Source organism: Micromonospora sp. NPDC049559, from assembly GCF_040676675.1.
In the GTDB taxonomy this organism is placed as follows: Bacteria; Actinomycetota; Actinomycetes; order Mycobacteriales; family Micromonosporaceae; genus JBFAPK01.
The window spans coordinates 1-24,607 of the sequence record NZ_JBFAPK010000047.1 but is presented as its reverse complement, the minus strand read 5'-3'; the positions used below and the strand labels follow the sequence as shown (position 1 = coordinate 24,607).

At 73.9% G+C, this 24,607-nt stretch carries 20 protein-coding genes; 12 read left to right on the top strand and 8 right to left on the bottom strand.

Annotated elements, in window-relative coordinates:
- Window positions 1-102: 102 nt before the first annotated feature.
- Complete coding sequence (locus AB0J86_RS34005; protein WP_363861793.1) at window positions 103-690, top strand: isochorismatase family protein; 588 nt, start codon at window positions 103-105, stop codon at window positions 688-690.
- Between the two features lie 228 nt (window positions 691-918).
- Window positions 919-2,490, top strand: a complete 1,572-nt coding sequence (locus AB0J86_RS34000; RefSeq protein ID WP_363861792.1) for an aldehyde dehydrogenase family protein — start codon at window positions 919-921, stop codon at window positions 2,488-2,490.
- 76 nt (window positions 2,491-2,566) lie between these two features.
- Here AB0J86_RS34000 and AB0J86_RS33995 read toward each other — a convergent pair whose 3' ends face one another.
- Both AB0J86_RS33995 and AB0J86_RS33990 read right to left on the bottom strand, forming a co-directional pair.
- Window positions 2,567-3,646, bottom strand: a complete 1,080-nt coding sequence (locus tag AB0J86_RS33995) for a GNAT family N-acetyltransferase (RefSeq protein WP_363861791.1) — start codon at window positions 3,644-3,646, stop codon at window positions 2,567-2,569.
- 158 nt (window positions 3,647-3,804) lie between these two features.
- A complete protein-coding gene (locus tag AB0J86_RS33990) occupies window positions 3,805-4,515 on the bottom strand; it encodes an amino acid-binding protein (RefSeq protein WP_363861790.1) in 711 nt (236 codons plus the stop codon).
- Window positions 4,516-4,731: 216 nt separating this feature from the next.
- Between AB0J86_RS33990 and AB0J86_RS33985 the strand changes: the two genes are divergently transcribed.
- Both AB0J86_RS33985 and AB0J86_RS33980 read left to right on the top strand, forming a co-directional pair.
- Entirely contained in the window at window positions 4,732-5,844 is a 1,113-nt protein-coding gene (locus AB0J86_RS33985) for a phosphotransferase family protein (RefSeq protein ID WP_363861789.1), read from the top strand.
- Window positions 5,844-7,070, top strand: a complete 1,227-nt coding sequence (locus tag AB0J86_RS33980) for an acyl-CoA dehydrogenase family protein (protein ID WP_363861788.1) — start codon at window positions 5,844-5,846, stop codon at window positions 7,068-7,070. The genes AB0J86_RS33985 and AB0J86_RS33980 overlap by 1 nt, the downstream gene beginning before the upstream one ends.
- 71 nt (window positions 7,071-7,141) lie before the next feature.
- Here the strand turns inward: AB0J86_RS33980 and AB0J86_RS33975 are convergent, their stop codons facing one another.
- The 6 genes from AB0J86_RS33975 to AB0J86_RS33950 form a co-directional block, all read right to left on the bottom strand.
- Window positions 7,142-8,188 carry a LacI family DNA-binding transcriptional regulator gene (locus AB0J86_RS33975; protein ID WP_363861787.1) on the bottom strand — a complete coding sequence of 349 codons (1,047 nt, stop codon included), beginning with the start codon at window positions 8,186-8,188 and terminating at the stop codon, window positions 7,142-7,144.
- 85 nt (window positions 8,189-8,273) lie between these two features.
- Window positions 8,274-9,653 carry a GH1 family beta-glucosidase gene (locus AB0J86_RS33970; protein ID WP_363861832.1) on the bottom strand — a complete coding sequence of 460 codons (1,380 nt, stop codon included), beginning with the start codon at window positions 9,651-9,653 and terminating at the stop codon, window positions 8,274-8,276.
- A gap of 71 nt (window positions 9,654-9,724) precedes the next feature.
- Window positions 9,725-10,627 (bottom strand): carbohydrate ABC transporter permease, encoded by a 903-nt coding sequence (locus AB0J86_RS33965; RefSeq protein WP_363861786.1) that lies wholly within the window; start codon window positions 10,625-10,627, stop codon window positions 9,725-9,727.
- Between the two features lie 52 nt (window positions 10,628-10,679).
- The gene (locus AB0J86_RS33960; RefSeq protein ID WP_363861785.1) at window positions 10,680-11,669 is read right to left on the bottom strand and encodes a sugar ABC transporter permease; all 990 of its coding nucleotides are present in this window, start codon (window positions 11,667-11,669) and stop codon (window positions 10,680-10,682) included.
- A gap of 137 nt (window positions 11,670-11,806) precedes the next feature.
- Entirely contained in the window at window positions 11,807-13,111 is a 1,305-nt protein-coding gene (locus tag AB0J86_RS33955) for an extracellular solute-binding protein (protein ID WP_363861784.1), read from the bottom strand.
- Window positions 13,112-13,703: 592 nt separating this feature from the next.
- Window positions 13,704-14,267: a plasmid pRiA4b ORF-3 family protein gene (locus AB0J86_RS33950; RefSeq protein WP_363861783.1), complete on the bottom strand. Its 564-nt coding sequence runs from the start codon at window positions 14,265-14,267 to the stop codon at window positions 13,704-13,706.
- A 242-nt stretch (window positions 14,268-14,509) separates the two neighbouring features.
- Here AB0J86_RS33950 and AB0J86_RS33945 point away from each other — a divergent pair, with 242 nt between their 5' ends.
- The 8 genes from AB0J86_RS33945 to AB0J86_RS33910 all read left to right on the top strand — a co-directional run bounded on the left by AB0J86_RS33945 (window position 14,510) and on the right by AB0J86_RS33910 (window position 24,465).
- A complete protein-coding gene (locus AB0J86_RS33945; protein ID WP_363861782.1) occupies window positions 14,510-15,268 on the top strand; it encodes a pyrimidine reductase family protein in 759 nt (252 codons plus the stop codon).
- A gap of 272 nt (window positions 15,269-15,540) precedes the next feature.
- Window positions 15,541-17,313, top strand: coding sequence for an ATP-binding protein (locus AB0J86_RS33940; protein ID WP_363861781.1), 1,773 nt, complete (start codon window positions 15,541-15,543; stop codon window positions 17,311-17,313).
- A gap of 10 nt (window positions 17,314-17,323) precedes the next feature.
- Window positions 17,324-18,475: an exonuclease SbcCD subunit D gene (locus tag AB0J86_RS33935; protein WP_363861780.1), complete on the top strand. Its 1,152-nt coding sequence runs from the start codon at window positions 17,324-17,326 to the stop codon at window positions 18,473-18,475.
- On the top strand, window positions 18,472-20,943 hold the full coding sequence (locus AB0J86_RS33930; protein WP_363861779.1) for an SMC family ATPase: 2,472 nt from the start codon (window positions 18,472-18,474) through the stop codon (window positions 20,941-20,943). Before AB0J86_RS33935 ends, AB0J86_RS33930 begins: the two co-directional genes overlap by 4 nt.
- A 26-nt stretch (window positions 20,944-20,969) precedes the next feature.
- Window positions 20,970-21,956, top strand: a complete 987-nt coding sequence (locus AB0J86_RS33925) for a hypothetical protein (protein WP_363861778.1) — start codon at window positions 20,970-20,972, stop codon at window positions 21,954-21,956.
- Between the two features lie 75 nt (window positions 21,957-22,031).
- Window positions 22,032-22,889: a fused MFS/spermidine synthase gene (locus AB0J86_RS33920; RefSeq protein WP_363861776.1), complete on the top strand. Its 858-nt coding sequence runs from the start codon at window positions 22,032-22,034 to the stop codon at window positions 22,887-22,889.
- 80 nt (window positions 22,890-22,969) lie between these two features.
- A complete protein-coding gene (locus AB0J86_RS33915) occupies window positions 22,970-23,662 on the top strand; it encodes a sigma-70 family RNA polymerase sigma factor (protein ID WP_363861775.1) in 693 nt (230 codons plus the stop codon).
- Window positions 23,659-24,465, top strand: coding sequence for a zf-HC2 domain-containing protein (locus tag AB0J86_RS33910; protein WP_363861774.1), 807 nt, complete (start codon window positions 23,659-23,661; stop codon window positions 24,463-24,465). The genes AB0J86_RS33915 and AB0J86_RS33910 overlap by 4 nt, the downstream gene beginning before the upstream one ends.
- Window positions 24,466-24,607 lie beyond the last annotated feature (142 nt).

Sequence of the window (24,607 nt, the reverse complement as noted above, 5' to 3'; positions counted from 1 at the left end):
GGGAGCGCTCCCACGAATGGATGCCCAACAATGTAACCGGGCCGTTGCCGCTTTGTGAAGCACCGCACCGGCCGGGGGCCGGCACCGGCTAACCTCAAGATCATGGAAAACCTCGACAGCGACCTGACCCTCGAACCCGCCCGCACCGCCGTGCTGCTCATCGACCTGCAGCGGCGGATCGTCGAGCTGCCGACCGCGCCGCACTCGGGACCGGACGTGGTCACCCGCGCCACGGCGCTGGCCGCCGCGCACCGGGCCGCCGGCGCGCTGGTGGTGAGCGTGCGGGTCGACCGGCCGGGCGTGACCGAGCAGCCGCCCGGCAGCGAGCTGGTACCGGAGGCCGCGCCGCTCGCCGGCGACCTGCCCGTCGTCAAGCACACCTGGGGCGCGTTCCACGAGACCGGGCTCGACGCCGCGCTGCGCGAACGGCGCATCGACACGCTCGTGCTCACCGGCATCGCCACCAACTTCGGGGTCGAACAGACCGCCCACTTCGCCGACGAACTGGGCTACCGGGTCGTCCTGCCGGAGGACGCGATGACCGGCCTGGACGCGCACGCCCACGCCTTCGCGTTCGAGTACGTCTTCCCGCGGCTCGGCACGGTCTGCCGGACCGACGACGTGCTCGCGGCGCTCGGCGGCACCGGGCGCGGCGATACACAGGAAAGCCCTTTCCGCGCAACGAGTTAGCTCACATAATCGAGCTTGGTCGATGTACAGCGCTCGTTCGGCCAGCTCAGCCGGGCTCGGCCCGGTTCGGCCGGGGCGCGCCACGTACCGGTCGGCGCCGCGACTGGGACGGCATGTCCCGGCCTACGAGCGTACGGTTGCCGCTGCTCATCGCCTCGGGAGACAGTACGGGCAGATCAGCGGTGCCAGCGATGTCGCCGCTCCACTGGTCATTCCGAGGAGGCTGCGATGGCCCTACGCCTCGCCGACGGCACCGCCTGGCAGGAGACACTCGCCCGCGCGGTGGCCGCGACCCCCGAAGCATTCGACGCGGGCGCCGGTTCGGCCCCGGCGACCCTGCGCAACCTCGTCGAGGGCAGCTGGCGATCCGTCGGCACCCCGACCCCCGTGCGTACCCCGGTGGACAACAGCGTACTGGTCAACCTGCCCCGGCTCGGCGCGGACGGCGCGCGCGCCGCGGTGCTGGCCGCCGCCGCCGAGCACCGCGAGTGGGCCGCCACGCCGCTGCCCGAGCGCAAGGCCCGGGTGGTCGAGGCGCTCGACGCGCTGACCGAGCACCGGGACCTGCTCGCCCTGCTGCTGGTCTGGGAGATCGGCAAGCCGTGGCGGCTCGCCTGCGCCGACGTCGACCGGGCGCTCGACGGCGTCCGCTGGTACGTCGGCGAGATCGACCGGATGCTCGCCGACGGGCGCGAGCCGCTGGACGGCCCGGTCAGCAACATCGCCAGCTGGAACTACCCGATGAGCGTGCTGGTCCACGCCGAGCTGGTGCAGCTCCTCGCCGGCAACGCCGTGATCGCCAAGACCCCCTCCCAGGGCGGCGCGGTCTGCCTCACCGTGGCGCACGCGCTGATGCGCCGGGCCGGGCTTCCCGCCACGCTGCTCTCCGGCGGCGGCGAGGAGCTATCCGAGGTGCTGGTGCGGGCCCCGGAGATCGGCGCGGTCGCCTTCGTCGGCGGCCGCTCCAACGGCGGCAAGGTCGCCGCCGCGCTGCTCGACACCGACAAGCGCCACATGATCGAGCAGGAGGGGCTGAACGCCTGGGGCATCTGGGAGTTCAGCCAGTGGGACAGCCTCGCCAAGCACCTCAAGAAGGGCTTCGAGTACGGCAAGCAGCGGTGCACGGCGTACCCGCGCTTCGTGGTGCAGCGCGACCTGGTCGACCGCTTCCTGGAGATGTACCTGCCGGTGGTCCGCTCGGTCCGCTTCGGCCACCCGCTCGCCGTGGGCGACGACTGGTCGGCCGGCGACCCGCTGCCGGAGCTCGACTTCGGGCCGCTGATCAGCGCCGCCAAGGCCGACGAGCTGCACCGCAAGGTCGACGAGGCGGTACGCGGCGGCGCGGTCCCGCTCTACCGGGGCCGGCTGGACGGCGCGCCCTTCCTCGACGGGCAGGACACCTCCGCGTACGTGGCGCCGTCGGTGCTGCTGGCCCCGCCCGGCCGGTCCCGGCTGATGCACGCCGAACCGTTCGGCCCGGTCGACACGATCGTGGTGGTCGACACCCGCGACGAGCTGCTGGCCGCGATGAACGCCTCGAACGGCGCGCTGGTGGCGAGCCTCGCCTGCGACGACGAGGAGCTGGCCGCCAAGCTCGCCGTGGACCTCCAGGCGTTCAAGGTCGGCATCAACAAGCCCCGCTCCCGGGGCGACCGGGACGAGCCGTTCGGTGGTCGCGGCGCCTCCTGGAAGGGCGCGTTCGTCGGCGGTGACCTGCTGGTGCACGCCGTGACGGTCAGCCCGACCGGCGAGCGGCTCTACGGCAACTTCCCCGACTACAACAGCTACCCGGCCACCTAGCCACGGTCGCTGGCGCCCGACGCCCGCGATCTAGGGCAAATCCACGTGATTAGAGATCAAATAGCGCGGATTTGCCCTAGATCGCGACGTCGCGGGGCGCGGAAACCGGCGGGGCGGCCGGGAGCAGCGGGAGCGTGACGCTGACCAGCGAGGCGTCCCGCTCCACGGTGGCCGGCGGCAGCCCGTGCCGATCCAGCATGCGCAGCACGCTGGTGTTCTCCGCGCCGGTGTGCGCGGTCAGCGCCCCGGCGCCGACCCGCCGGGCGTGGGCGACCAGCCGGCGCAGCAGCGCCCCGCCCAGTCCGCGGCGCTGCCAGGCGTCCGCCACCAGCACCGCCAGCTCGGCCAGGTGCCCCTCGGCCGCCAGGTTCGCCATCGCCACCACCCGGTCCGGTCCGCCGAGGTCCGGGGGCACACCGCCGTCCGCGACGGCCAGCAGGGTGAGGCCGCGGGCGGGTGCCAGCAGCCGGGCCAGCCGCGCGGGGCCGGGCGTACCGCCGGGGTAGCGCCGGCGCAGGCTCGCGGGCGAGCAGTGCTCGTGCAGCTCGCGTACGGCGGGCAGGTCGTCGCCGGTCGCCGGTCGTACGGTCAGCTCGGTGCCGTCGGCCAGCACCAGCGCGACCCGTTCGGCCGGCTGCCGCACGACGGTGGTGGCCAGGTCCACCAGGGCCTGGGCGCGGGCGTACTCGGCCGGGGTGAAGCTGGGCGCGTCCCGCACGATCTCGAAGGAGCCGCCGGCCGGGTCCGACAGCCACATCGCCTCGCCGGGACCGCCGTGCCGCGCCGGACCGGGTACCGCCCGCCAGGTCACCGCCGTGGCGCCCAGCAGGGTACGCAGCGCCTCGCCGAGCGCGTCCGGGTCGCGTACCAGCCGGTTGGCCAGCCCGAGCGCCCGGGTGGGCTGGTCGACCAGGCCGCGCGCCTCGCTGCGGGCCACCCAGCAGTGCCGCCCCCGGCCCCGCTCGACGGCCGCGACCAGGTCGTCCTCGGTCAGCGCGTCGGGCGCGTCGACGAGGAAGTCGTCGACCGCCCCCGCCTCGGTGGTGTGCACCTGCACGGTGAGGATGTTGACCCCCCGCAGTGCCAGGCTCGCGGTCAGCACGGAGAGGTAGCCGGGGCGGTCGTCGACCGTGGCCCGGATCCGCCATAGCGCCATGTCGTCCTCCTTCCCCACCCAGCGTGCCCACCGGCTGTTTCCCCCGGGTTGCCCGCCGGTGACCAGTCGCGCCGCCGCGCCGAGCGGGGCCGGCCGCGGGGCGGCCCGGCGACCGGGGCTGTCGCGACTCGGCGGGCCCGGGAGGGCGGCCCGGGTGGTCAGGGGCGCGATGCGACCGGGGGCGCGCTGACCAGGTCGAGCCGGTCACCGAGGATCACCGCGGCGGCGCGGACCAGCTGCGCGACCCGGTCGACCTCGGTGACGTGGAAGGCCGCCGCCGACAGCTCCGGGGACTCGCGCGCCACCAGCAGCACCAGCCCGGCCCGGCCGAACGGGGCCGCGGCGAAGTGCACGCCGGTCGGCCCGTCCAGCGCGCGGGCCCGCAGCGGCGTCACCTCGGGCAGTCGCAGCGGCGTCGGGGCGCGCCAACTCGCGTACGCGACCGCGGGCTCGCCCCCGGCGCCGGACGGCTCGCTGCGGGCCGCCCAGTCCGCCGGAACCACCGCGGCCGCCGCCCAGTCGGCCGCGAGCAGGCCGGGTACGGCGTCGACCAGGGTCGCCAGGCCGTCGGTCGGGTTCGCCGCGACCTGGGCCAGCAACTCCGCGTCCTGACCGCCGGTGGTCGGGGTGCCGATCGCCCGCCAGACGCCGTCGACCTGCACCCCGGGGATCGCGGCGAGGCCGGCGAGGAGCCGGTCGACGCGGGCCACGCCGGGCCAGACCACGGTGAAGTCGTCCACCGCCCGACCGCCGAGCCGCTCCAGGACCACCACCTGGACGATGTCGGCACCGGCGACGCCGAGCGTGCGGGCCACCTGGCCGAGCGCTCCGGGCCGGTCCGGCAGGGTCACCCGAACCCTCAGCAGCATGGCAGTCCCTTCGTCTGGCGAGGTCCCCGCGGCGCACGCACCGGACCCACGCGTCGCACGCGCCGGACACCCACCGGTCACCCGTCGTCCATCCGCGTACCCCGGATCGATGGCACCAGCCTGCATGTTGACCATTTCGCCCCTGTTGCCACACCGTGTCTCGGTGGCAACAATCCGTCCCTTGACAACCCGGCTGAACTGCCATCAACTGTTCGGATGACCGACCCGCCGGCCGCACCCCTCCGGCCGGCGCGGCAGCCGGCGCAGCCGCCGTCACGGCCCGGCCGACACCCGTCCGGCCTCGACCTCGACCGGCTCGCCGCGTACCTCGCGACCCACCGGCCGGAGCTGCTCGACGGCGCGGCGCCGCGGGCCGAGCTGATCGCCGGCGGCCGGTCGAACCTCACCTACCTGGTCCGCTCGGGCGCCCGCGAGTTCGTGCTCCGCCGGCCGCCGCTGGGGCACGTGCTCGCCACCGCGCACGACATGGCGCGCGAACACCGGGTCATCACGGCGCTGGCCCCGACCGGCGTACCGGTCCCCGCCGCGCTGCTGTTCTGCGCCGACGAGGAGGTGCTCGGGGCGCCGTTCTACCTGATGGAACGCGTCGACGGGGTGATCTACCGCAGCCGCGCGCAGACCGACGCGCTCGGCGCCGGGCAGCGCCGGGACCTGGCCATGGCGATGATGGACACCCTCGCGACGCTGCACGGCGTCGACCCGGCCGAGGTGGGGCTCGCCGACTTCGGCCGGCCCGAGGGTTTCCTGGCCCGGCAGGTCCGGCGCTGGGGGGCCCAGCTGGACCGCTCCCGCAGCCGGCCGCTGCCCGGCATCGACGAGCTGCGCGAACGGCTGGCGGCGACGGTACCGGAGGGGGCGAACGCCGGCCGGATCGTGCACGGCGACTACCGCCTGGACAACCTGCTGGCCGAGGTCGAGCCGGTGTCGGTACGGGCGGTGCTCGACTGGGAGATGGCGACGCTGGGCGATCCGCTGGCCGACCTCGGGCTGCTGCTGACGTACTGGGAGGTGCTGGGCCGCGGGGACGGCGACGCACCGGTCGCGAACCCGGTCGCCGACGGGCTCGGCCCGGCCGCCGGTTTCCCGGACGGCGCCGAGCTGATCGCCCGGTACGCCGGGCGCGCCGATGTCGACGTCGGCCCGCTGCACTGGCACGTCGCGCTCGGCTGTTTCAAGCTCGCCGTGATCTGCGAGGGCATCCACTACCGGTACGGCCTGGGCCAGACCGTGGGCGAGGGCTTCGACCGCATCGGCGGGCTGGTCGCCCCGCTGGTCGCGTACGGGCTCGACGCCGTCAGGGAGAAGTGATGGAGTTCGGCTTCGACGCCCGCACCGAGGAGCTGCGCGAGACGCTGCACGAGTTCCTGGTCGACCGGGTCTACCCGGCCGAGCCGGTGCACGCCGCGCAGGTCGCCGAGGCCGGGGACCCGTGGTCCCGGCCGCCGGTGCTGGCGGAGCTGAAGGCCCAGGCCCGCGAGCGGGGCCTGTGGAACCTCTTCCTGCCGCACCCCGAGTACGGCGCCGGCCTGACCAACCTCCAGTACGCGCCGCTGGCCGAGCTGACCGGCCGCAGCCCGCACCTCGCCCCGGAGGCGTTGAACTGCGCGGCGCCCGACACCGGCAACATGGAGCTGCTGGCCGAGTTCGGCACGCCGGAGCAGCGGGAACGCTGGCTGCGCCCGCTGCTGGACGGGCGGATCCGCTCGGCGTTCTGCATGACCGAGCCGGAGGTCGCCTCCTCCGACGCGGCGAACATCGCCACCCGGATCCGGCGCGACGGCGACCACTACGTGATCGACGGGCGCAAGTGGTGGTCGTCGGGGGCGATGGACCCGAGCTGCGAGATCTTCGTGGTGATGGGCAAGACCGATCCGGACGCCGACCGGCACCGGCAGCAGAGCATGATCCTGGTGCCGCGGGACACCCCGGGGGTGACGGTACGCCGGGGCATGACGGTCTTCGGCTTCACCGACGGCGCGCACGGCGGCCACGCCGAGATCACCTTCGAGGGCGTACGGGTGCCGGCGGCCAACCTGCTCGGCGCGGAGGGGGCCGGCTTCGCCATCGCCCAGGCGCGGCTCGGGCCGGGCCGGATCCACCACTGCATGCGCCTGGTCGGCATGGCCGAGCGGGCCCTCGAACTGCTCTGCCGGCGGGCCGCCGAGCGGGTCGCGTTCGGCCGGCCGCTGGCCGAGCAGGGCGTGGTGCGGGACTGGATCGCCGAGTCGCGGGTCCGCATCGAGCAGGCCCGACTGCTGGTGCTCAAGACCGCCTGGCTGATGGACACCGTGGGCAACAGGGGCGCGCACACCGAGATCCAGGCCATCAAGATCGTGACGCCGGCGATGGCCGAGTGGGTGATCGACAAGGCGATCCAGGCGTACGGCGCGGCGGGCGTCAGCCAGGACACGCCCCTGGCCGCGCTCTGGACCCAGGCCCGTACGCTGCGCCTGGCCGACGGGCCGGACGAGGTGCACCGCGCCTCGCTGGCCCGCCGCGAACTCCGCCGCTGGACCCAGCCCACGTCGATCTAGGGCAAATCCCTGCTATTTGATCTCTAATCACGCGGATTTGCCCTAGATCGACGCGGAGGGGGCGCGGAGGGTCAGGCGCTGGCGCGGGTGACCATGTGCGTGTCGAGCAGCACGTACGGCGACTGGAGGTCCTCGCCGCGGATCCGCGACACCAGCAGCCGGGCCATCTGCCGGCCCATCTCCTCCACCGGCTGGAACACGGTCGTCAGCGGCGGGTCGGCCTGCCGGGCGATCGGGGCGTCCTCGAAGCCGACCACGGCGACGTCGTCCGGCACCCGCCGGCCCGCCTCGCGCAGCGCGCGCAGGGCGCCGCAGGCCATCAGGTCGCTGGCGACGAAGACGGCGTCCAACTCGGGGCAGAGCTCCAGCAGCCGGCGCATCGCGGCGGCCCCGCTCCCCTCGCTGAAGTCCCCGTACGCGATCAGCTCCTCGCGCACCTGGCCGCCGCTGGCCCGCACCGCCTCCCGGTAGCCGACCAGCCGGGAGAGCCCGGCGCCCATGTCCTGCGAGCCGGCGATGGTGGCGACGCAGCTGCGCCCCTTGGCGAGCAGGTACTCCACGGCCTGGCGGGCGCCGCCGGCGTTGTTGACGTCGACGAAGTAGGCCGGCTGGGCGTCGGGCTGGAGCATCCGGGCCGGCCGGCCGCCGAGCACGGTGGGCAGGTTGCGCTCTTCCAGCAGGGTGGGCAGCGGGTCGGCGTCGTGCAGGGAGAGCAGCAGCACCCCGTCGACGTGCTGGTTGGTCAGGTGGTGCTCGACCCGCTCCCGCTCGGCCGGGGACTGGGCCATCGCCAGCCAGAGCTGCATCTGGGTGTCCAGCAGCCCGGAGCTGATCCCCCGGACGATGCCGGCGAAGAACGGTTCGCCGAAGACCCGTTCCTCCGACTCGGAGACCACCAGGGCGATCGAGTCGGTCCGCTGGGTGACCAGCGCCCGGGCCGCGCGGTTCGGCACGTAACCCAGCTCGGCGATGGCCTGCTGTACGGCGGCCCGCGCCTCCGGGCTCACCTGCGGCGAACCGTTGACGACGCGGGAGACCGTGCCCCGCCCGACACCCGCCCGGGCCGCGACCGCGTCCAGGGTGGGCCGCCCGAGCGACCGGGTGCGCTGGGTTGTCATCGTCTGCTCCTCCGACGTCGGGCGGAACCGGTACCGGCCCGGGTCGGGCCGGTACCGGGAGCCCCTGATGGTGGCTGGGTCCCGCCTATTCTGCGGCCAGTCCGTTACGTCGGATCACCTCGGCGTACCACCTGGCACTTGACTTGGGGGTGCGGAGCTGACTCTCGTAGTCGACGTGGATCATGCCGAAGCGCTTCGTGTAGCCCCAGGCCCATTCGAAATTATCCATCAGCGACCAGGCGAAGTAGCCCCGCAACGGAACTCCGGAGCCGATCGCCTCGTGGCAGGCGCGCAGGTGGGCGTCGAAGTAGGCGAGCCGCTGCGGGTCGTCGACCCGCCCGTCGACCACCTCGTCGACGAAGGCCGAGCCGTTCTCGGTGATGTAGATCGGCAGGTCGCCGTAGTCGCGGTGCACCCGCCGGAGCACCTCGACCAGGCCCGGCGCGTCGATCTCCCAGTTCATGTCGGTCACCGGTAGCCCCCGGGTGACGAACCGGACCTGCTCGCTGCCCGGCCAGGCCGACGGCGCCCGCCAGTACGGCTGCGGCGCCTCGCCCTCCCTCGGGCCGCCCACCACGTACCGGCTGTAGTAGTTGACCCCGAGCAGCGAGAGCGGGGTGGAGATCACGTCGAGGTCGCCGGTGCGCACGTGCGCGAAGTCGCTCACCTCGCGCAGGTCGTCGAGCAGGTCGGCCGGGTACTCCCCGCGCAGGATCGGGTCGAGGAAGAACCGGTTGGCCAGCCCGTCGATGCGGCGGGCCGCGTCGAGGTCCGCCGCCGCGCCGGTCTCCGGGGAGACCGCGTACAGGTTGAGCGTGACGCCCAGTTCGTGGTCGGGACGGGCCGCCCGCAGCGCCTGCACCGCCAGGCCGTGCCCGAGCATCAGGTGGTGGCCGGCGCGTACCGCCGCCGCGCGGTCCTGCCGGCCCGGCGCGTGCGCCCCCGAGCCGTAGCCGAGGAAGGCCGAGCACCAGGGCTCGTTGAGGGTGGTCCAGTACCGGACCCGGTCGCCGAGCGCGGCGTGGGTGAGCTGGGCGTAGTCGGCGAACCGGGACGCGGTGTCCCGGTTCGGCCAGCCGCCAGCGTCCTCCAGCGGCTGCGGCAGGTCCCAGTGGTAGAGCGTCACCCACGGCTCGATGTCGTGTTCGAGCAGCTCGTCGACGAGGCGGCGGTAGAAGTCCAGCCCTTCGGGGTTGGCCGCGCCGAACCCGTCCGGCTGCACCCGGGGCCAGGAGACCGAGAACCGGTACGACTTCAGCCCGAGGTCGGCCATGAGGCGCACGTCCTCGCGGAACCGGTGATAGTGATCACATGCCACGTCGCCGGTGTGCCCCGAGACGGTCCGGCCCGGGGTGTGGCTGAAGGTGTCCCAGATCGACGGGGTCCGGCCGCCCTCGGACGCCGCGCCCTCGATCTGGTACGCGGCGGTGGCGGCGCCCCAGAGGAAGTCGGTCGGGAAGTGGATCTCCTCGGCCCGGCCGCCCGGGTCGGCCGCCTGGTCGGCGAGCTGGACGTGGTGTGACTGTGCGGAGCTGGTCACGACTTGACGGCACCTTCCATGATGCCGCCGATGATCTGGCGGCCGAAGAGGACGAAGACGACGAACAACGGCAGGGTGGCGATCAGGGTCCCCGCGAAGATCTGCGAGTTGTCGGCGAAGTAGGCGGAGTTGAGGCTGCGCAGCGAGATCTGCACGGTCGGGTTGGCCGGGTCCGCCAGCACCACGAACGGCCAGAAGAACTGGTTCCACTGCTCCATGAAGGTGAGCAGGCCCAGTACGGCGGCGGCCGGGCGCAGCGCCGGCGCGACGACGTGCCAGTACACGCCCCAGGTGGAGCAGCCGTCGACCCGGGCCGCCTCGATCAGCTCGTTCGGTACGGCCTGCTCGGCGTACTGGCGCATCATGAAGATCCCGAAGCCGCCGATGAGGAACGGCACGGTGACCGACGGCATGGTGTTGAGCCAGTTCAGCTTCGCCATGAGGATGTAGAGCGGCAGCACGCCCAGCTGGATCGGGACCATCATCGAGGCGAGGATGACCAGCAGCAGCGCGTTCTTGCCGCGGAACCGCAGCTTGGCGAAGGCGAAGCCGGCCAGCGAGCCGAAGAAGACGGTGGCGATGGTGATCGTCCCGCTGACCAGGAACGAGTTCATCAGGCCCTTGACGATGTTCGCGTCGCCGTTGGCCAGTACCCGCTGGATGTTCTCGCCCAGCCGTCCCCCGGGCAAAAACGGCGGCGGCCAGGAGTTGGCGGCGTCGTTGGTACGGGACGCGATCACGATCATCCAGTAGAACGGGAAGAGCGAGAGGATCACGCCGAATACCAGCCCGAACCAGGTCAGCGGCGTGGCCCGCCACAGCCGGTCCGCGCTGTGCGGGCGGCCCCGCGTCTTGCCGGCGCCCGCCACGGGCCGCGGGCCCAGCGTCGTCGTTGTCATCTCCGGTCCCTCACTTTGCGGTCCGCCTCACTTGTCCGGTTCACGTGTCCGCTCACTTGTCCGAGCTGATGCGCCGGGCCAGCAGGTAGTTGACGATCGACATAAGCGCGATCAGTACGAAGAGCACGAGCGCGACGGCGCCCGCGTACCCCCACCGGAAGCGCTGGTTCATCACGTCGAGCAGGTACATGGTGATGGTCTGGAACTGGCCCTGGGACCCGCCGGAGATCCCGCCCGAGCCGCTCGTGAACAGCAGCGGCTCGGTGAAGAGCTGAAGCCCGCCGATGGTCGAGATGATCAGGGTGAAGATGATCGTCGGGCGCAGCTGCGGGATGGTGATCGACCAGAACTGCCGGCGCCGGCTCGCCCCGTCCAGCGCGGCGGCCTCGTACACGTCCTTGCTGATCGACTGCATGGCGGCGAGGTAGATCAGGGCGTTGTAGCCGATCCAGCGCCAGTTGACCATGCTGGAGATGGCGAACCAGGAGGCGAAGCGGCTGGCCCGCCAGTCGATCGGGTCGATGCCGACGAGGTCGAGCAGCCAGTTGGCGAGGCCGAACTCCCGGGCGTAGATCATCGAGAAGATCAGGGCCACCACCGCGGTGGAGGTGATGATCGGCATGGCGATCGCCATCCGGAAGAAGGTCTGCGCCCGCAGCCGCCGGTTGAGCGCGCTCGCCAGCAGCAGCGCCAGCAGCAGCTGCGGCACGGTGGAGAAGACGAACATGCCGAACGTGTTGACGACCGCGTTCCAGAACTGCGGGTCGTCGGTGAGCAGCTCGACGAAGTTGTCCAGGCCGACGAAGTTGATGGTCGCGTTGAGCGGCGAGCGGTCGGTCAGCGCGATCCAGACGGTGTAGACGATCGGGTACGCGCCGAAGATCGCGAAGAGGACGAAGAACGGCAGCACGTACAGGTACGGCGAGAACTTCAGGTCCAAGCGGGTCAGCGGGCGGCGCGACGCGCGCCCGCGCCCCGCGCCGCGGCCGGCCCGGTGGGCGTGCCGGGAGTGCGGCGCGGCCGTGTCGAGGTCCAGGCTCATCGGAAAGTCCTTCGGGGGTAGTTTCGGCGGGCCCGCGGGCGGCGGGCCCGGCCGGCCGGGGCGTCCGGGTTCGGACGTGCCGGGGTGGCGCCGGCTCGGTCAGGCCGCCGGCGCCACCCGTCATCCGCGCGACCGGCTCACTTGCCGGCGGCCGCGCCGTTCTTCAACGCGTCCTGCCAGGCCGCGTCGGCGGGCTGACCCTGCTCGTTGGCGCGCAGCGCGTTCTCCACCGCGGTACGCACGGCCTGGTTCTTCGGCCCGAGGTAGACCGGCTTGAGGCTGGTCGCGCCGGCCGCGAAGAGCACCCCGATCGGGGCGTTGTTGAAGTACGGGTTGGTCGCCGCGGTCACCGCCGGGTCGGTCAGCGCCTGCGGGTTCGAGGGCAGGTTGCCCAGCGCCTTGAACGCCCCCAGCTGGCCCTGCGCGCTGGTCAGGAACTTGGCCAGCTCGATGGCCTCCTTCTGGTGCTTGCTCGACTTCGGTACCGCCAGGAAGGAGCCGCCCCAGTTGCCGCCGTTGCCCGGCGCCTTCGCGATGTCCCACTTGCCGGCCGCCGCGTCACCGGCCTGGCCCTTGATGTTGCCGGTCATCCAGGCCGGGCAGGCGATGGTGGCGAAGGTGCCGTTCTTGAAGCCCGCGTTCCACTCGTTCGAGAAGGACTGGAGGTTGTTCGACAGCCCCGCCGCCGTCATCTTGGTGGTGAGGTCGAACGCCGTCTTGATGTCCGGGTTGCTCTCCAGCACCAGCTTGTTGCTCTTGTCGTAGTACGTGTAGCCGGAGCCGTTGCCGGCCACCTGGCTGAGCACCACGTTGAAGAAGTTGGTCGCCGAGTCGACGAACTTGTGCTGCTTGTCGGCGGCGGCGAACCTCTTCCCCTGCTCGATGAAGGCGTCCCAGGTCGGCCAGAGCAAACCGACCTGGTCGCGGTCGGTGGGCAGCCCGGCGGCCTTGAACAGGTCGCTGCGGTAGCAGATCGCCATCGAGCCGACGTCGGTACCGAGGCCCAGCACCTTGCCGCCCGGCGCGCCCTGCTCCCACTTCCACGGCAGGAAGTTGCCCTTGAGGTCGTTGGCGCCGTGGTCGGCCAGGTTCACGAACTTGTCCAACTGCGCGTAGAACTGGACGATCGTGCCCTCCTCCAGGGCCACCACGTCGCCGGCGCCGGAACCCGCGGTGATCTGCTGGGTCAGCCGGGTGTTGTAGTCGCCCAGGCCGAGGCCCTTGCCGCGCTCCTGGATCTTGATGTTCGGGTGGTCCTGCTGGTACTGCTTGTAGAGCTCCTCGTAACCGAAGCCCTGGTCGCCGAAGACGTCCACGACGAGCGTGACGGGCGCGTTCGGGTCGGCCGAATCCGCGGAGTCGCCACAGGCCGTGGCGGCGAAGACCGCGACGGACGCTAGTGCGGCGGCCGCGTACCGGCGACGGCGGGGCGTGCCACTCATCCTGACCCCTCTCAGGTCGTCTGCAAGGTGCGGTGGGGTGGTGCGGTACAACGAGCGGTCGCCGGCGACGTGCGGCCCGGCGTACCGCCCGGTTGGTTCGGCAGGTTCGCGGCGCCCGGCGTGATGAGAGCCCCGGGCGGTATGGCTTGCGTCACCCCCTCGGGAGCGCTCCCATGAGATTGCCGACGAGTTTCGGGGGTGTCAAGAGACGCTTGGGAGCGTTCCCATTTCGTTACCGGTACTCGATCGTTGCGCTGCGGCGAGAAGTCCGTTACGCCCCGCTACGCCGCCACGATCCGGTGGCGGGCAGCGGGCTCAGGCGAGGCGGCGGGCAAAGGGCGGCGGGCGGCGGGCGGCGGGCGGCGGGCGGCGGGCGGCGGGCGCATGATCGCGCAACTGCTGAGCAGCAGGGCCCTCGCGTGCTCCGGAGAGGCCTACTGCCGGGGGAATGGTGAGATCACACCTGCGGCGGCGCCAGCCCGGGCACGTGGGCGAAGGCGCCGGGCACGTGGGCGAAGGCGCCGGGACACGCGAGCGGGCAGCGCACGGCGGGCCCGCGGGTACGCGGGCGAGGGGGGCTCCGGCGAAGCGCTCAGGCGAGGCGGCGGGCCAGCGTGGTCACGCGTCCCGGCTCGAAGACGACCGGGTCGAACGGGCGCCCCACCCAGCGGCGCATCGAGTCGTGCTCCGGATGCCCCGGGTCGGCGAGGGCGGCCAGGAAGAGCCGGTAGCCGAAGGGTCCGCCGACGTCCTCGGGCGGGCAGGCCCGCTCCCCCGCCACGCAGACCGGGTACCGCTCGTCCGGGTCGGCGCCGAAGACGTCCTCGACGGTGACCTCGTGCTCCCACCAGTCGCCGAAGTCGTAGGTGTAGAGGAACCGGCCGCCCTTCACGGCGACGGCGTCGAGCCGGGCGTCCAGTTCGTCGCGGAGCGTCAGGCCGCCGTCCGGGTCCGGTTCACCGTACTGGAGGCCGTCGATGTCGAACGAGTGCAGGTGGCAGTTCTGCCAGCCCATGACGTGCTGGAACACCCGGTGTACCCGGTCCAGGGTGTAACCGCCGGGCACCAGTACCCGCCGCCACACCGGCGGCGTGACGTCGGCCAGGGACACCTTCAGCTGGTAGATCTGCCGGTGCGGGCTGGAGGGTTCGCGCACCTTCAATGAATACCATGCGCGCTGGCGGCGTAACCATCAGTCACCCGAACGGTACGCCCCTCCGCCGGGTGACCTCCTCCGGCGGCGGCCCGGGCGGGCGGCGCACCGGGGGCATAGGCTGCCGACATGATCTGCCGCGCATGCCGCGAACGCCGCCACGACCGGTGTGCGGGTCGCAACTGGTGCGACTGCCAGCACCGGGAGCCGGTACCCGCGCCCCCGGCGACCGGGCCGGCCGGCGAATGACCGAGCCCACCCCCGCGGTCCAGGCCCCCATCCGGCGGCTCTGGCCCGCGCCGACCGGTACGCCACTGGACGACGACGCGCTGACCGAGCTGTACGGCCGCGCCGAACAGCCGTGCCTGCGGGTCAACTTCGTCACCAGCGTCGACGGCGCGGTGGAACTCGACGGGTACTCCGCGGGCCTGTCCAACGGCCCGGACAAGCGCGTCTTCGGCGTGCTGCGGATGCTCTGCGACGCGCTGGTGGTCGGCGCCGGCACGCTGCGCCACGAGGGGTACCACGCGGTGCGGCTGGACGAGCGCCGCCGCGCCTGGCGCCGCGCGCACGGGCTGGCCGAGTACCCGACGCTGGTGGTGGTCTCGTCGGAGCTGGTCCTCGACCCCGCGCAGGCGGCCTTCGCCGACGCGCCGGTACGCCCGCTGGTGCTCACCCGCGCCGGGGCCACCCCGCCGCCCGGGCTGACGGACGTGGCGGAGCTGGTGCCGCTCGGTACCGACCGGGTCGACCTCGCCGCCGGCCTGGCCGAGCTGCGCCGCCGCGGCCACCGGCAACTGCTCTGCGAGGGCGGGCCCCGGCTCTTCGGCGCGCTCACCGCCGCCGACCTGGTGGACGAGGTCTGCCTCACCGTCGCGCCGCTGCTGGCCGGCCCCGGCGCCGACCGGATCATCACCGGCACGCCGAGCCCGCCGCGCGGGATGGCGCTGCGGCACGTGCTCGGGGCCGACGCCACGCTGCTGCTCCGCTACGCCCGCGCCTGACGGGCCGGCCGGCCACGCCCGGACCAGGTCGCAGCAGGACTCCCGGACGGGCCGGGGAGGGGCGCCGGCCTGGGAGCGGGACGCCTCGACGGGCCGGGAGCGGGGCACCCGCGCGGATCAGCCGGGGTGCCGGATCGCGCCGATCGCGTCACAGCGGACCGGTCCGGAGCGCGCGACGGCAGCGCGTCACTTGGCGTGCTGTCGTACGCGTGGGGCAGGATGCATCTCGTGTTGTGTCCTGACCAAGAGTCGACCACGATCGGAGGCGGCCGGTGACCGGCCCCGAGCGCGACGGCGATACCCCCGAGGGGCCCGGCGAGGTGGTCGGACGGGTGCTCGGCACCGCCGACGCCACCCCGCTGCAGTTCTGGACCGCGGTCATCCCCGGCAGCTACCTCCAGCTCGACGACGTGGTGGTGACCCACCGGGAGCTGCCCGACCGGGATCCAGTCACCATCGCCGGGGTGGTCACCCAGGTCCGCGCCCGGCACGAGGGGGCACAGTTCGACTCGGACGTCTTCGCGATCGCCGACGGCACGCTGCCCGCGATGGTGCAGGAGGCGGCCGAGATCAGCACCACCCGGGTCGACCCGGAGCTGTACGTACCGCCCGCGCCCGGGGCGCTGGTGCACCGCGCGCAGGGTGACGCCCGCGCCGCCGCGCTGCACTTCGACCGGATGGAGCGGCGGATCCCGATGGGGACCGGCCGCGACGGCGTGCCCGTCTTCCTCAACGCCGACTTCCTCGACGGCACCCGGGGCGCGCACGTCTCCATCTCCGGCATCTCCGGGGTGGCGACCAAGACCAGCTTCGCCACGTTCCTGCTCTACTCGGTCTTCCGCTCCGGCGTGCTGGGCGGCGACGCGGTCAACGCCAAGGCGCTGATCTTCAACGTCAAGGGCGAGGACCTGCTCTTCCTCGACCATCCCAACACCCGGCTGGACGAGGCCACCACGACGGCGTACGCGAAGCTGGGGCTGGCCGCCGGCGCCTTCCCGGACGTGCGGGTCTACGCCCCGCCGCGCGCGGGCGACGCCTCGGGCACGCCGGACGTGAGCAGCCGGCTCGCGGGCGTGGACAGCTTCTACTGGACGCTGGCCGAGTTCTGCGCCGACCGGCTGCTGCCGTACGTCTTCGCCGACGCCGACGACGAGCGCCAGCAGTACACGATGGTGGTGCACGCGGTCGCGGCGCACCTGGCCCGCTACGCGCAGCCGGCCGACGGCGGGATCAGCATCGACGGCACCCGGATCGGCTCCTACCCCGACCTGGTGGACCACATCGTCGACCGGCTCAACGACGACGAGACCCGGTCCGAGTGGGCCGGCAGCGCGGTCGGCATCGGCACGGTCAACGCCTTCGCCCGGCGGCTGATCGGCAGCAAGAAGGACCTGTCCCGGCTGATCCGGGGCGACCTGGCCACCCGCCGCCCGCACGCCATCAACACCGCCGAGAGCGCCCAGGTGACCGTCGTCGACCTGCACAACCTGCCGGACCGGGCGCAGCGCTTCGTGGTCGGGGTGACCCTCAAGAGCGAGTTCGAGCGCAAGGAGAAGGCGGGCACCGCGAAGCCGCTGCTCTTCGTCGTGCTGGACGAGCTGAACAAGTACGCGCCGCGGGAGGGCTCCTCGCCGATCAAGGAGGTGCTGCTCGACATCGCCGAGCGGGGCCGCTCGCTCGGGGTGATCCTGATCGGGGCGCAGCAGACCGCGAGCGAGGTCGAGCGGCGGATCGTGACGAACTCGGCGATCCGGGTGGTGGGCCGGCTGGACCCGGCCGAGGCGTCCCGACCCGAGTACGGCTTCCTCCCCCCGGCCCAGCGCCAGCGCGCCCTGCTCGCCAAGCCCGGCACGATGTTCGTCAACCAGCCGGACATCCCGGTACCGCTCTGCCTGGAGTTCCCGTTCCCGGCCTGGGCCACCCGGGTCTCGGAGGCGGGCCGGGCCCCGTCCGAGACGCTGCGGTCGATCACGCAGGCCGCCGACCCGTTCGCGGTGGTCGGTACCCGACCGGGCGCGCTCGCCGACGACGACATCCCGTTCTGAGGCGGCCCGCGTGAAGCTGATGCACACCTCCGACTGGCACGTCGGCAAGGTCCTCAAGGGACAGAACCGGGTCGCCGAGCACGTGGCCGTGCTCGCCCAGCTCGTCGAGATCGCCCGCGCCGAGCGACCCGACCTGGTGATCGTCGCCGGGGACCTCTACGACACGGCGGCCCCGACGCCCGACTCGACCCGGCTGGTCACCCGGGCGCTCTCGGCGCTGCGGGCCACCGGCGCCCAGGTGGTCGCGATCGGCGGCAACCACGACAACGGCCCGGCCCTGGACGCGCTGCGCCCCTGGGCCGAGGCGGCCGGGGTGGCGCTGCGCGGTACCGTCCGCGACAGCCCGGCCGAGCACATCGTCGACGGCAGCACCGCCTCCGGCGAACGGTGGCGGGTCGTCGCGCTGCCGTTCCTCTCCCAGCGCTACGCGGTACGGGCCGTGGAGATGTACGAGCTGACCGCCGCCGAGGCCACCCAGACGTACGCCGACCACCTCGGCCGGCTGCTCGGCCGGCTCACCGAGGGCTTCGACGAGCCGGACCGGGTGCACCTGGTCGCCGCGCACCTGACCGTGGTCGGCGCCCAGACGGGCGGCGGCGAGCGGGAGGCGCACACGGTGCTCGGCTACGCGGTACCGGCCACCGTCTTCCCCGGCAACGCGCACTACGTGGCCCTCGGCCACCTGCACCGCTCCCAGCAGGTGATCGGTCCCTGCCCGATCCGCTACAGCGGCAGCCCGCTGCCGATCGACTTCGGCGAGACGGAGAACGTCCCGTCGGTCACCATCGTCGAGGTCGGCGCCCGGACCGCGGCCAGGGTACGCGAGGTGCCGATCACCGCGGCCACGCCGCTGCGCACCGTCCGCGGCACCCTCGCCGAGCTGGCCGCGATGTCGCCGCCGGACGCCTGGCTGCGGGTGTACGTGCGGGAGACCCCGCGGGCCGGGCTGCGCGAGGAGGTGCAGGAGCTGCTGCCGCGCGCCCTGGAGGTGCGCATCGACCCCGAGCTGCTCGCCGCGACGGCCGCCGCGAACCGGGGCGCCCAGCGGGCCGGCCGCTCGCCCCGGGACCTCTTCGCCGACTACCTGACCAGCCGGGGGCAGGGCGAGGACGGCGTACGGGAACTCTTCGACGAGCTCTACGAGGAGGTCGAGTCGGCGTGAGACCGCTGCGGCTGGACATGGCCGGATTCACCGTCTTCCGCGAGCCCACCACCATCGACTTCACCGACGCCGACTTCTTCGCGCTGGTCGGGCCGACCGGCTCCGGCAAGTCCACCGTCCTCGACGCGATCTGCTTCGCCCTGTACGGCACCGTGCCGCGCTGGGCGAGCACCCGGGGCATCGGCAACGCGCTCTCCCCCTCGTCGGCCGAGGCGCGGGTGCGGCTGGTCTTCGAGTCGGCGAACTCGCGGTACGTGGCGACCCGGGTGGTGCGCCGGGACGCGCGCGGCAACGCCAAGACCGGCAACGCCGGCCTCCAGCTGATGCCGGCCGGGTTCGACGTCACCAAGCTCGACACCGGGATGAGCCCGGAGGACCTGGGCGAGGTGATCGCCGGTACGCCGGCCGAGATGGAACAGGCCGTGCTGGAGGCGGTCGGACTGCCGTACGAGCAGTTCACCAGCTGCGTGATCCTGCCGCAGGGGCAGTTCGCCGAGTTCCTGCACGCCAAGCCGGCGACCCGGCAGCAGATCCTGGTGAACCTGCTGGGGCTCGGGGTCTACGAGGAGATCCAGAAGCGGGCGAGCGCCCGGGCGATCCGCGCCGAGGCCCAGCTCGCCACCGTCGACCAGGTCCTCGCCGGCCTCACCGGTACCGACGACGAGTCGCTGGCGGCCGCGGCCGGGCAGGTCGCCGCCGCCCGTACGCTCGCGGACGCCGTCGAGGCGGCCCTGCCGGAGCTGCGCGCCGCCCGAGCGGCCGCCGACGCGGCGCGGACGGGGGTGGCCGCGCTCGACGCGGAGATCGCCGAGCTGGCCCGGATCCGGCCGCCCGAGGGGGTCGCCGCGCTCGCCCGCGCCGTGGCCACGGCCCGCACCGAGGCGACCGAGGCGGCCGGGGCGGTGGCGCTCGCCGAGGAGCGGGAGGAGAAGCTCCGGGGCGAGCTGGCCGGCGCCGGCGACCCGGCCGCGCTGCGGCTGCTGCTGCGGGCGCACGCCGAGCGGGACCGCACGGCGGGCGAGGCGCGGACGCTGGGCGCGGGCCTGGCCGAGGCCGAGACCGACCACCGGGCGGCGCTCGACGCGCTGGCGCAGGCCCGTACCGCCGCCGAGGAGGCGGCCGGCGCGCTGGAGGCGGCCCGCCGGGCGTACCAGGAGGCGCAGAACAGCGACCGGGCGGCGGCGCTGCGCGCGCAGCTGGCGGCCGGCGCCACCTGCCCGGTCTGCGCGCAGCCGGTGCACGAGGTGCCCGCGGTGCCGGCCGGCTCGACGCTGGCCGCGGCCGAGGCCGCCGGGCACGCCGCCCGCGCCGCCGCCGACGCCGCCCAGCGGGTGGTCGCCGAGCGCGACCAGGCCGCCCGCGAGCTGGAACGCGCGCTGGAGCGGACCCGCGCCCGGCACGACCAGCTCGACGCCCGGCTGGCGGAGCTGGCCGCGCAGCTGGCCGACTCCCCCGGGCCGGAGTCGCTGCGCCAGCGGTTGGAGACCCTGGAGGCGCTGCGGCGCGACCTCGACGAGGCGGGCGGGTCGGTCCGCTCGACCCGGGAGGCCCAGCGCCGCGCCCGGGCCGGGGTCGAGGCGGCCGAGGAGCGGCTGCGGACGGCCTGGCGCGACTTCGACGCGGCCCGCGACGGCATCGCCCGGCTGGGCCCGCCGGCCGTGGACCGCGACGACGTGGCGGCGGCCTGGACGGCGCTCGGCGACTGGGCGGCCGGCGAGGCGCGGCGGCGCCGGGACGAGCGGGTCGGCGCGGCGGCGGCGCTGCGCGACGCCGAGGCGACCGCCGCAGCGGTCGAGGAGCGGATCGGGCGGCTCTTCGCCGACGCGGGGCTCGCCGTGCCCGACGACCCGGTACGCGGCGCCGCGGTGGCGGTCGAGCGCGCCGAGGCGGAGCACCGGCGGCTCACCGAGCGCCGCGAACAGGCCCGCCAGCTCACCGAGCAGCGCGGTACGCACGAGCGGGCGGCCCGGGTCGCGAAGACCCTGGCCGGGCACCTGCGTGCCAACAACTTCGAGCGGTGGCTGCTGACCGAGGCGCTGGACCTGCTGGTCGACGGCGCCTCCGGGATCCTGCGGGAACTCTCCGCCGGGCAGTACGACCTCGGCCACGACAAGGGCGAGTTCTTCGTCGTCGACCACCACGACGCGGGGCTGCGCCGGGGCGTGCGCACCCTGTCGGGCGGCGAGACGTTCCAGGCCTCGCTCGCCCTGGCGCTGGCCCTCTCCGAACAGCTCGCCGGGCTGTCGACCACGGCGGCGAGCCTGGAGTCGATCCTGCTGGACGAGGGCTTCGGCACGCTCGACGCCGCCACGCTCGACACGGTGGCCGCGACCCTGGAGAACCTGGCCGCGCGCGGGGACCGGATGGTCGGCGTCGTCACCCACGTACCGGCCCTGGCCGAGCGGGTGCCGGTGCGCTTCGAGGTGCACAAGACTCCCCGTACCGCCCGGATCGAGCGGGTCGGGTGACCTCAACCCCCACGGGAGGTGCGGCAGTGCGGTGGCACGTGGACGGGTGGAACCCGTCCTACGGCACCTCGTTCGAGCAGGTGGAGACGGGCGACGGGCCGACCAGCGAGAGCAGTGCCCAGGTCGACACCGACGTCGAGATGCCGGCGGCCACCTGGCGCCCGCTCTCGGCGCCGCCGCAGCTGCGGCCGCCGCCGGTGGTGCTGCTGGTCGACGGGGTACGCCGGATCGACGCGGGCCTCTGGACCCGGGAGGACGACGGCGCGTCGTACCCGGGCATCGCGGCCTCGTACGCCGCCGGCGTGGTCCGCTGCGACCTGCGGCGCGGTTCGGCGGAGCTGGCCGTGCGCCGGGTCGACCGGGGGCTCTTCACGGCCAGCCAGGAGGCGCCGGACCTGCTCGCCGGGACGGTCCGCTACCGGGTGCACCGGGTCGGCACCAGCGACGTCGCGAAGCTGAGCCAGACGGTGCAGGGCCCGCTGACCGAGCTGGAGGTGGAGGTCTCGGCGGAGGCCCGGCAGGGCGGCGCGGACGCGGACGACCTGCTGGTGGTGGACGGGCCGCTGCGCCGGCGGCGGAACCTGCCGCGCACCCTCGGCTACATCAAGACGCAGCAGGGCAGGTACCTGTCGGCGCAGCTCTCCGCGGTGGTGACGGCGCTGGAGCCGGGCCAGCGCTGCCCGGTCTTCCGGGTCGGTACCGCGTGGGGCGGCTACTCCTGGTACCTGCGGCTGCCCGGCCCGGCCGGGGCGCCGTGGGCGGGCATCGTCCGGGTGGAGTGCTCGACCGACCTGGACCCGGGCGAGGCGGTCGCGCTGGCCGACCTCTCCCTGGTGACGCTGCCGAAGTTCGCCTCGACCTCGTACAAGGACCCGCGCGCGCCGCAGAACCTGATCCCGATCGCCGGGCTGGAACGGCGGCTGCGGGGGCTGCTCGGCGACGCCCGGCTGCTGCACCGGGCGCTGACCATCGCGGCCGGCCGGGCCGCGATCACGGCCCGGGGCGGCCGCTGAGGCGACGTGGGTGACGTCGCCGGCCGTTGGCCCGACCCGGTGATCTTCGGCCGCCGGTCCGGGGATACTTGACGGGTGGGGCGCAAGCGGGGGAAGGACCGGGTCGTCGAGGAGGTCGGCACCGGCCGGGCGGAGATCGCGCCGGACCCGGACCGGCCGCGCGCGTTCACGCTGCTGCTCGACGGCACCGCGCAGTCGCACGTCGACCTGGACGACCCGACCCACCTGGAGTTCGAGTACATCCGGCGGATGGCCGCCGCGATCGACCTGGCCGCGCCGTCCCGCCGGCCGCTGCGGGTGCTGCACCTCGGCGGCGGGGCGCTGACCCTGCCCCGGTACGTGGCCCGGACCCGTCCCGGCTCGGAGCAGCGGGTCGTCGAGATCGACGCGGCGCTGGTGGAGCTGGTACGGCGGACCCTGCCCTGGCCGCCCGACCCCCGGCTGCGGGTACGCGTCGAGGACGCCCGGGCCGCCGTCACCGCCGCCCGCGACGGCTCGTACGACCTGGTCGTCGGGGACGTCTTCGCCGGGGCGCGGACCCCGGCGCACCTGTCGTCGGTGGAGTTCGCCGGCGAGGTCGCCCGGGCGCTGACACCGGACGGGGTCTACCTGGTCAACATCGCCGACGGGCCGCCGCTGCGGTACGCCCGCGCGCAGGTCGCCACCGTGCGCGAGGTGCTGCCCCGGGCCTGCCTGATCGCCGACGCGGCGGTGCTGCGCGGTCGCCGGTACGGCAACCTGGTGCTCGTCGCCGGCCGGACCGAGCCGCCCGTGCCCGAGCTGACCCGGCGGGTCGCGGGCGACTGGTTCCCCGGCCGGGTGCTCGCCGGTGACGAGCTGGAACGCTTCGTCGGCGGGTGGGCGGCGATGCACGACGGCGAGGCGACCGGATCGCAGCCGCCGCCGCGCGGAACTTTCGGCGTTTCGCTTTGATCCGTAGCCGCACCCGATCCGTACCTCTGCGTGGCGGCCGACCCGGTGCTCCCGGACCGGCGCGGATGGGGAGGATGCGGATGTATGCGGTAGCCAGCGGATGGCGCGGCGACCGGTTCGGGGCGGAGCGGGCGTACGCCGTCCGGCAGCCGCGCGCGATAGATCAGTGGAAGACCCTCGACGCGCGACCGGCGGACCGCCATGATGTTCCGGTGATGGCGAGATCGGTCCCCGGACGACACCACGCCGGGTCGGCCGAAACGAACCACTCGGACGAGCTGATGCGGATGCTCTACGCCGAGCACGCGGGACCGCTGCTGATGTTCGTGCTGCGACTGACCGGCGGGGACCGGCAGCGGGCCGAGGACATCGTGCAGGAGACGCTGCTGCGGGCCTGGCGCAACGCGCACCGGCTGCGGGTGCAGGCGAACGGCTCGCTCCGGCCCTGGCTCGTGACGGTCGCCCGCCGGATCGCGATCGACGACCACCGCAGCGAACAGGCCCGGCCCGCCGAGACGTACGACCGGGACCTGGAGAGCTTCTCCCAGGCCGACGAGACGGACCGGGTGCTGCGGCTGATGACGGTCACCGACGCGCTGCGGACCCTGAGCCAACCGCACCGGGAGATCCTCGTCTCGACGTACTTCCGGGGACGCACGGTGCCGGAGGCCGCCCAGGAACTGGGCCTGCCGCTCGGTACCGCCAAGTCCCGCGTCTACTACGCGCTCCGCGCGCTGCGCGCCGCCCTGCAGGAACGAGGGGTGACAGAGTGACCCGCGAGGAGCACTGGGACGTCGCCTCGTACGCCCTGGGCGTGCTCGACGAGCGCGACGCCGAACGTTTCGAGGAGCACCTGGCCGAGTGCTGGGTCTGCGCGGGCGAGCTGGAGTCGCTGCTTCCCGTCGTCGACCTGCTCGCCGACGTGGACGGCGACGACCTCGCCACGGTGGAGAAGTCGACCTCGGACGGGCAGCTGCTCGACCGGATGCTCGTCACCGTCGGACGGGAACGCCACCGGGCCCGCAGCCGCCAGCTCTACGCCCTGGCCGCCGGCGTGGTCGCGCTGCTGATCTTCAGCGGCGTGGCGCTCTTCGCCGGTACGCGGCTGGCCGATCCGCCGCGCATCGACGCCCAGCCCTCGGCGACGGCGTCGGCCACGACGGGTCCCGACGAGCCGTTCCCCAGCGGTGAACCCGGCCCCGGCGGCCAGCCCGGACCGGGCATCGGCGGCCCCGAGGTCGAGGGCGGGCAGAAGGTGACCGCCACCGACGGCGGCACCGGCGTCCGCGCCGACCTGATCCTGGATTCGGCGCCGTTCGGCACGCAGATCTCGTTCGCCCTCACCAAGCTGCCCGGCCCGCGTACCTGCCGGCTGGTGGTGCTGCGCCGCAACGGCACCTCCGAGGTGCTCTCCAGCTGGTCGGTACCGGCCGGCGGGTACGGCACCGCCGCCCGGCCCCAGCCGCTGCTGCTCCAGGTCTCGACCTCGACGCCGCGGGCGGAGATCGACCGGGTGCAGGTGCAGTCGGTGGACCCGAGCGGGGTGGCGACGCCGCTGGTGACGGTGCCGCTGTAGGTCTCTGGTCGCGCTCCTTCGGTCGCGGTCCCTCGGTGGGTCGCGGTTTGGGGTCGGGCCCGCCGTGCCCCGCGAAGCCCGTCAGGCTTGAGGACATGAATGGATGACGAGCTGTTGACCCCCGACGAGGTCGCCGCTCGCC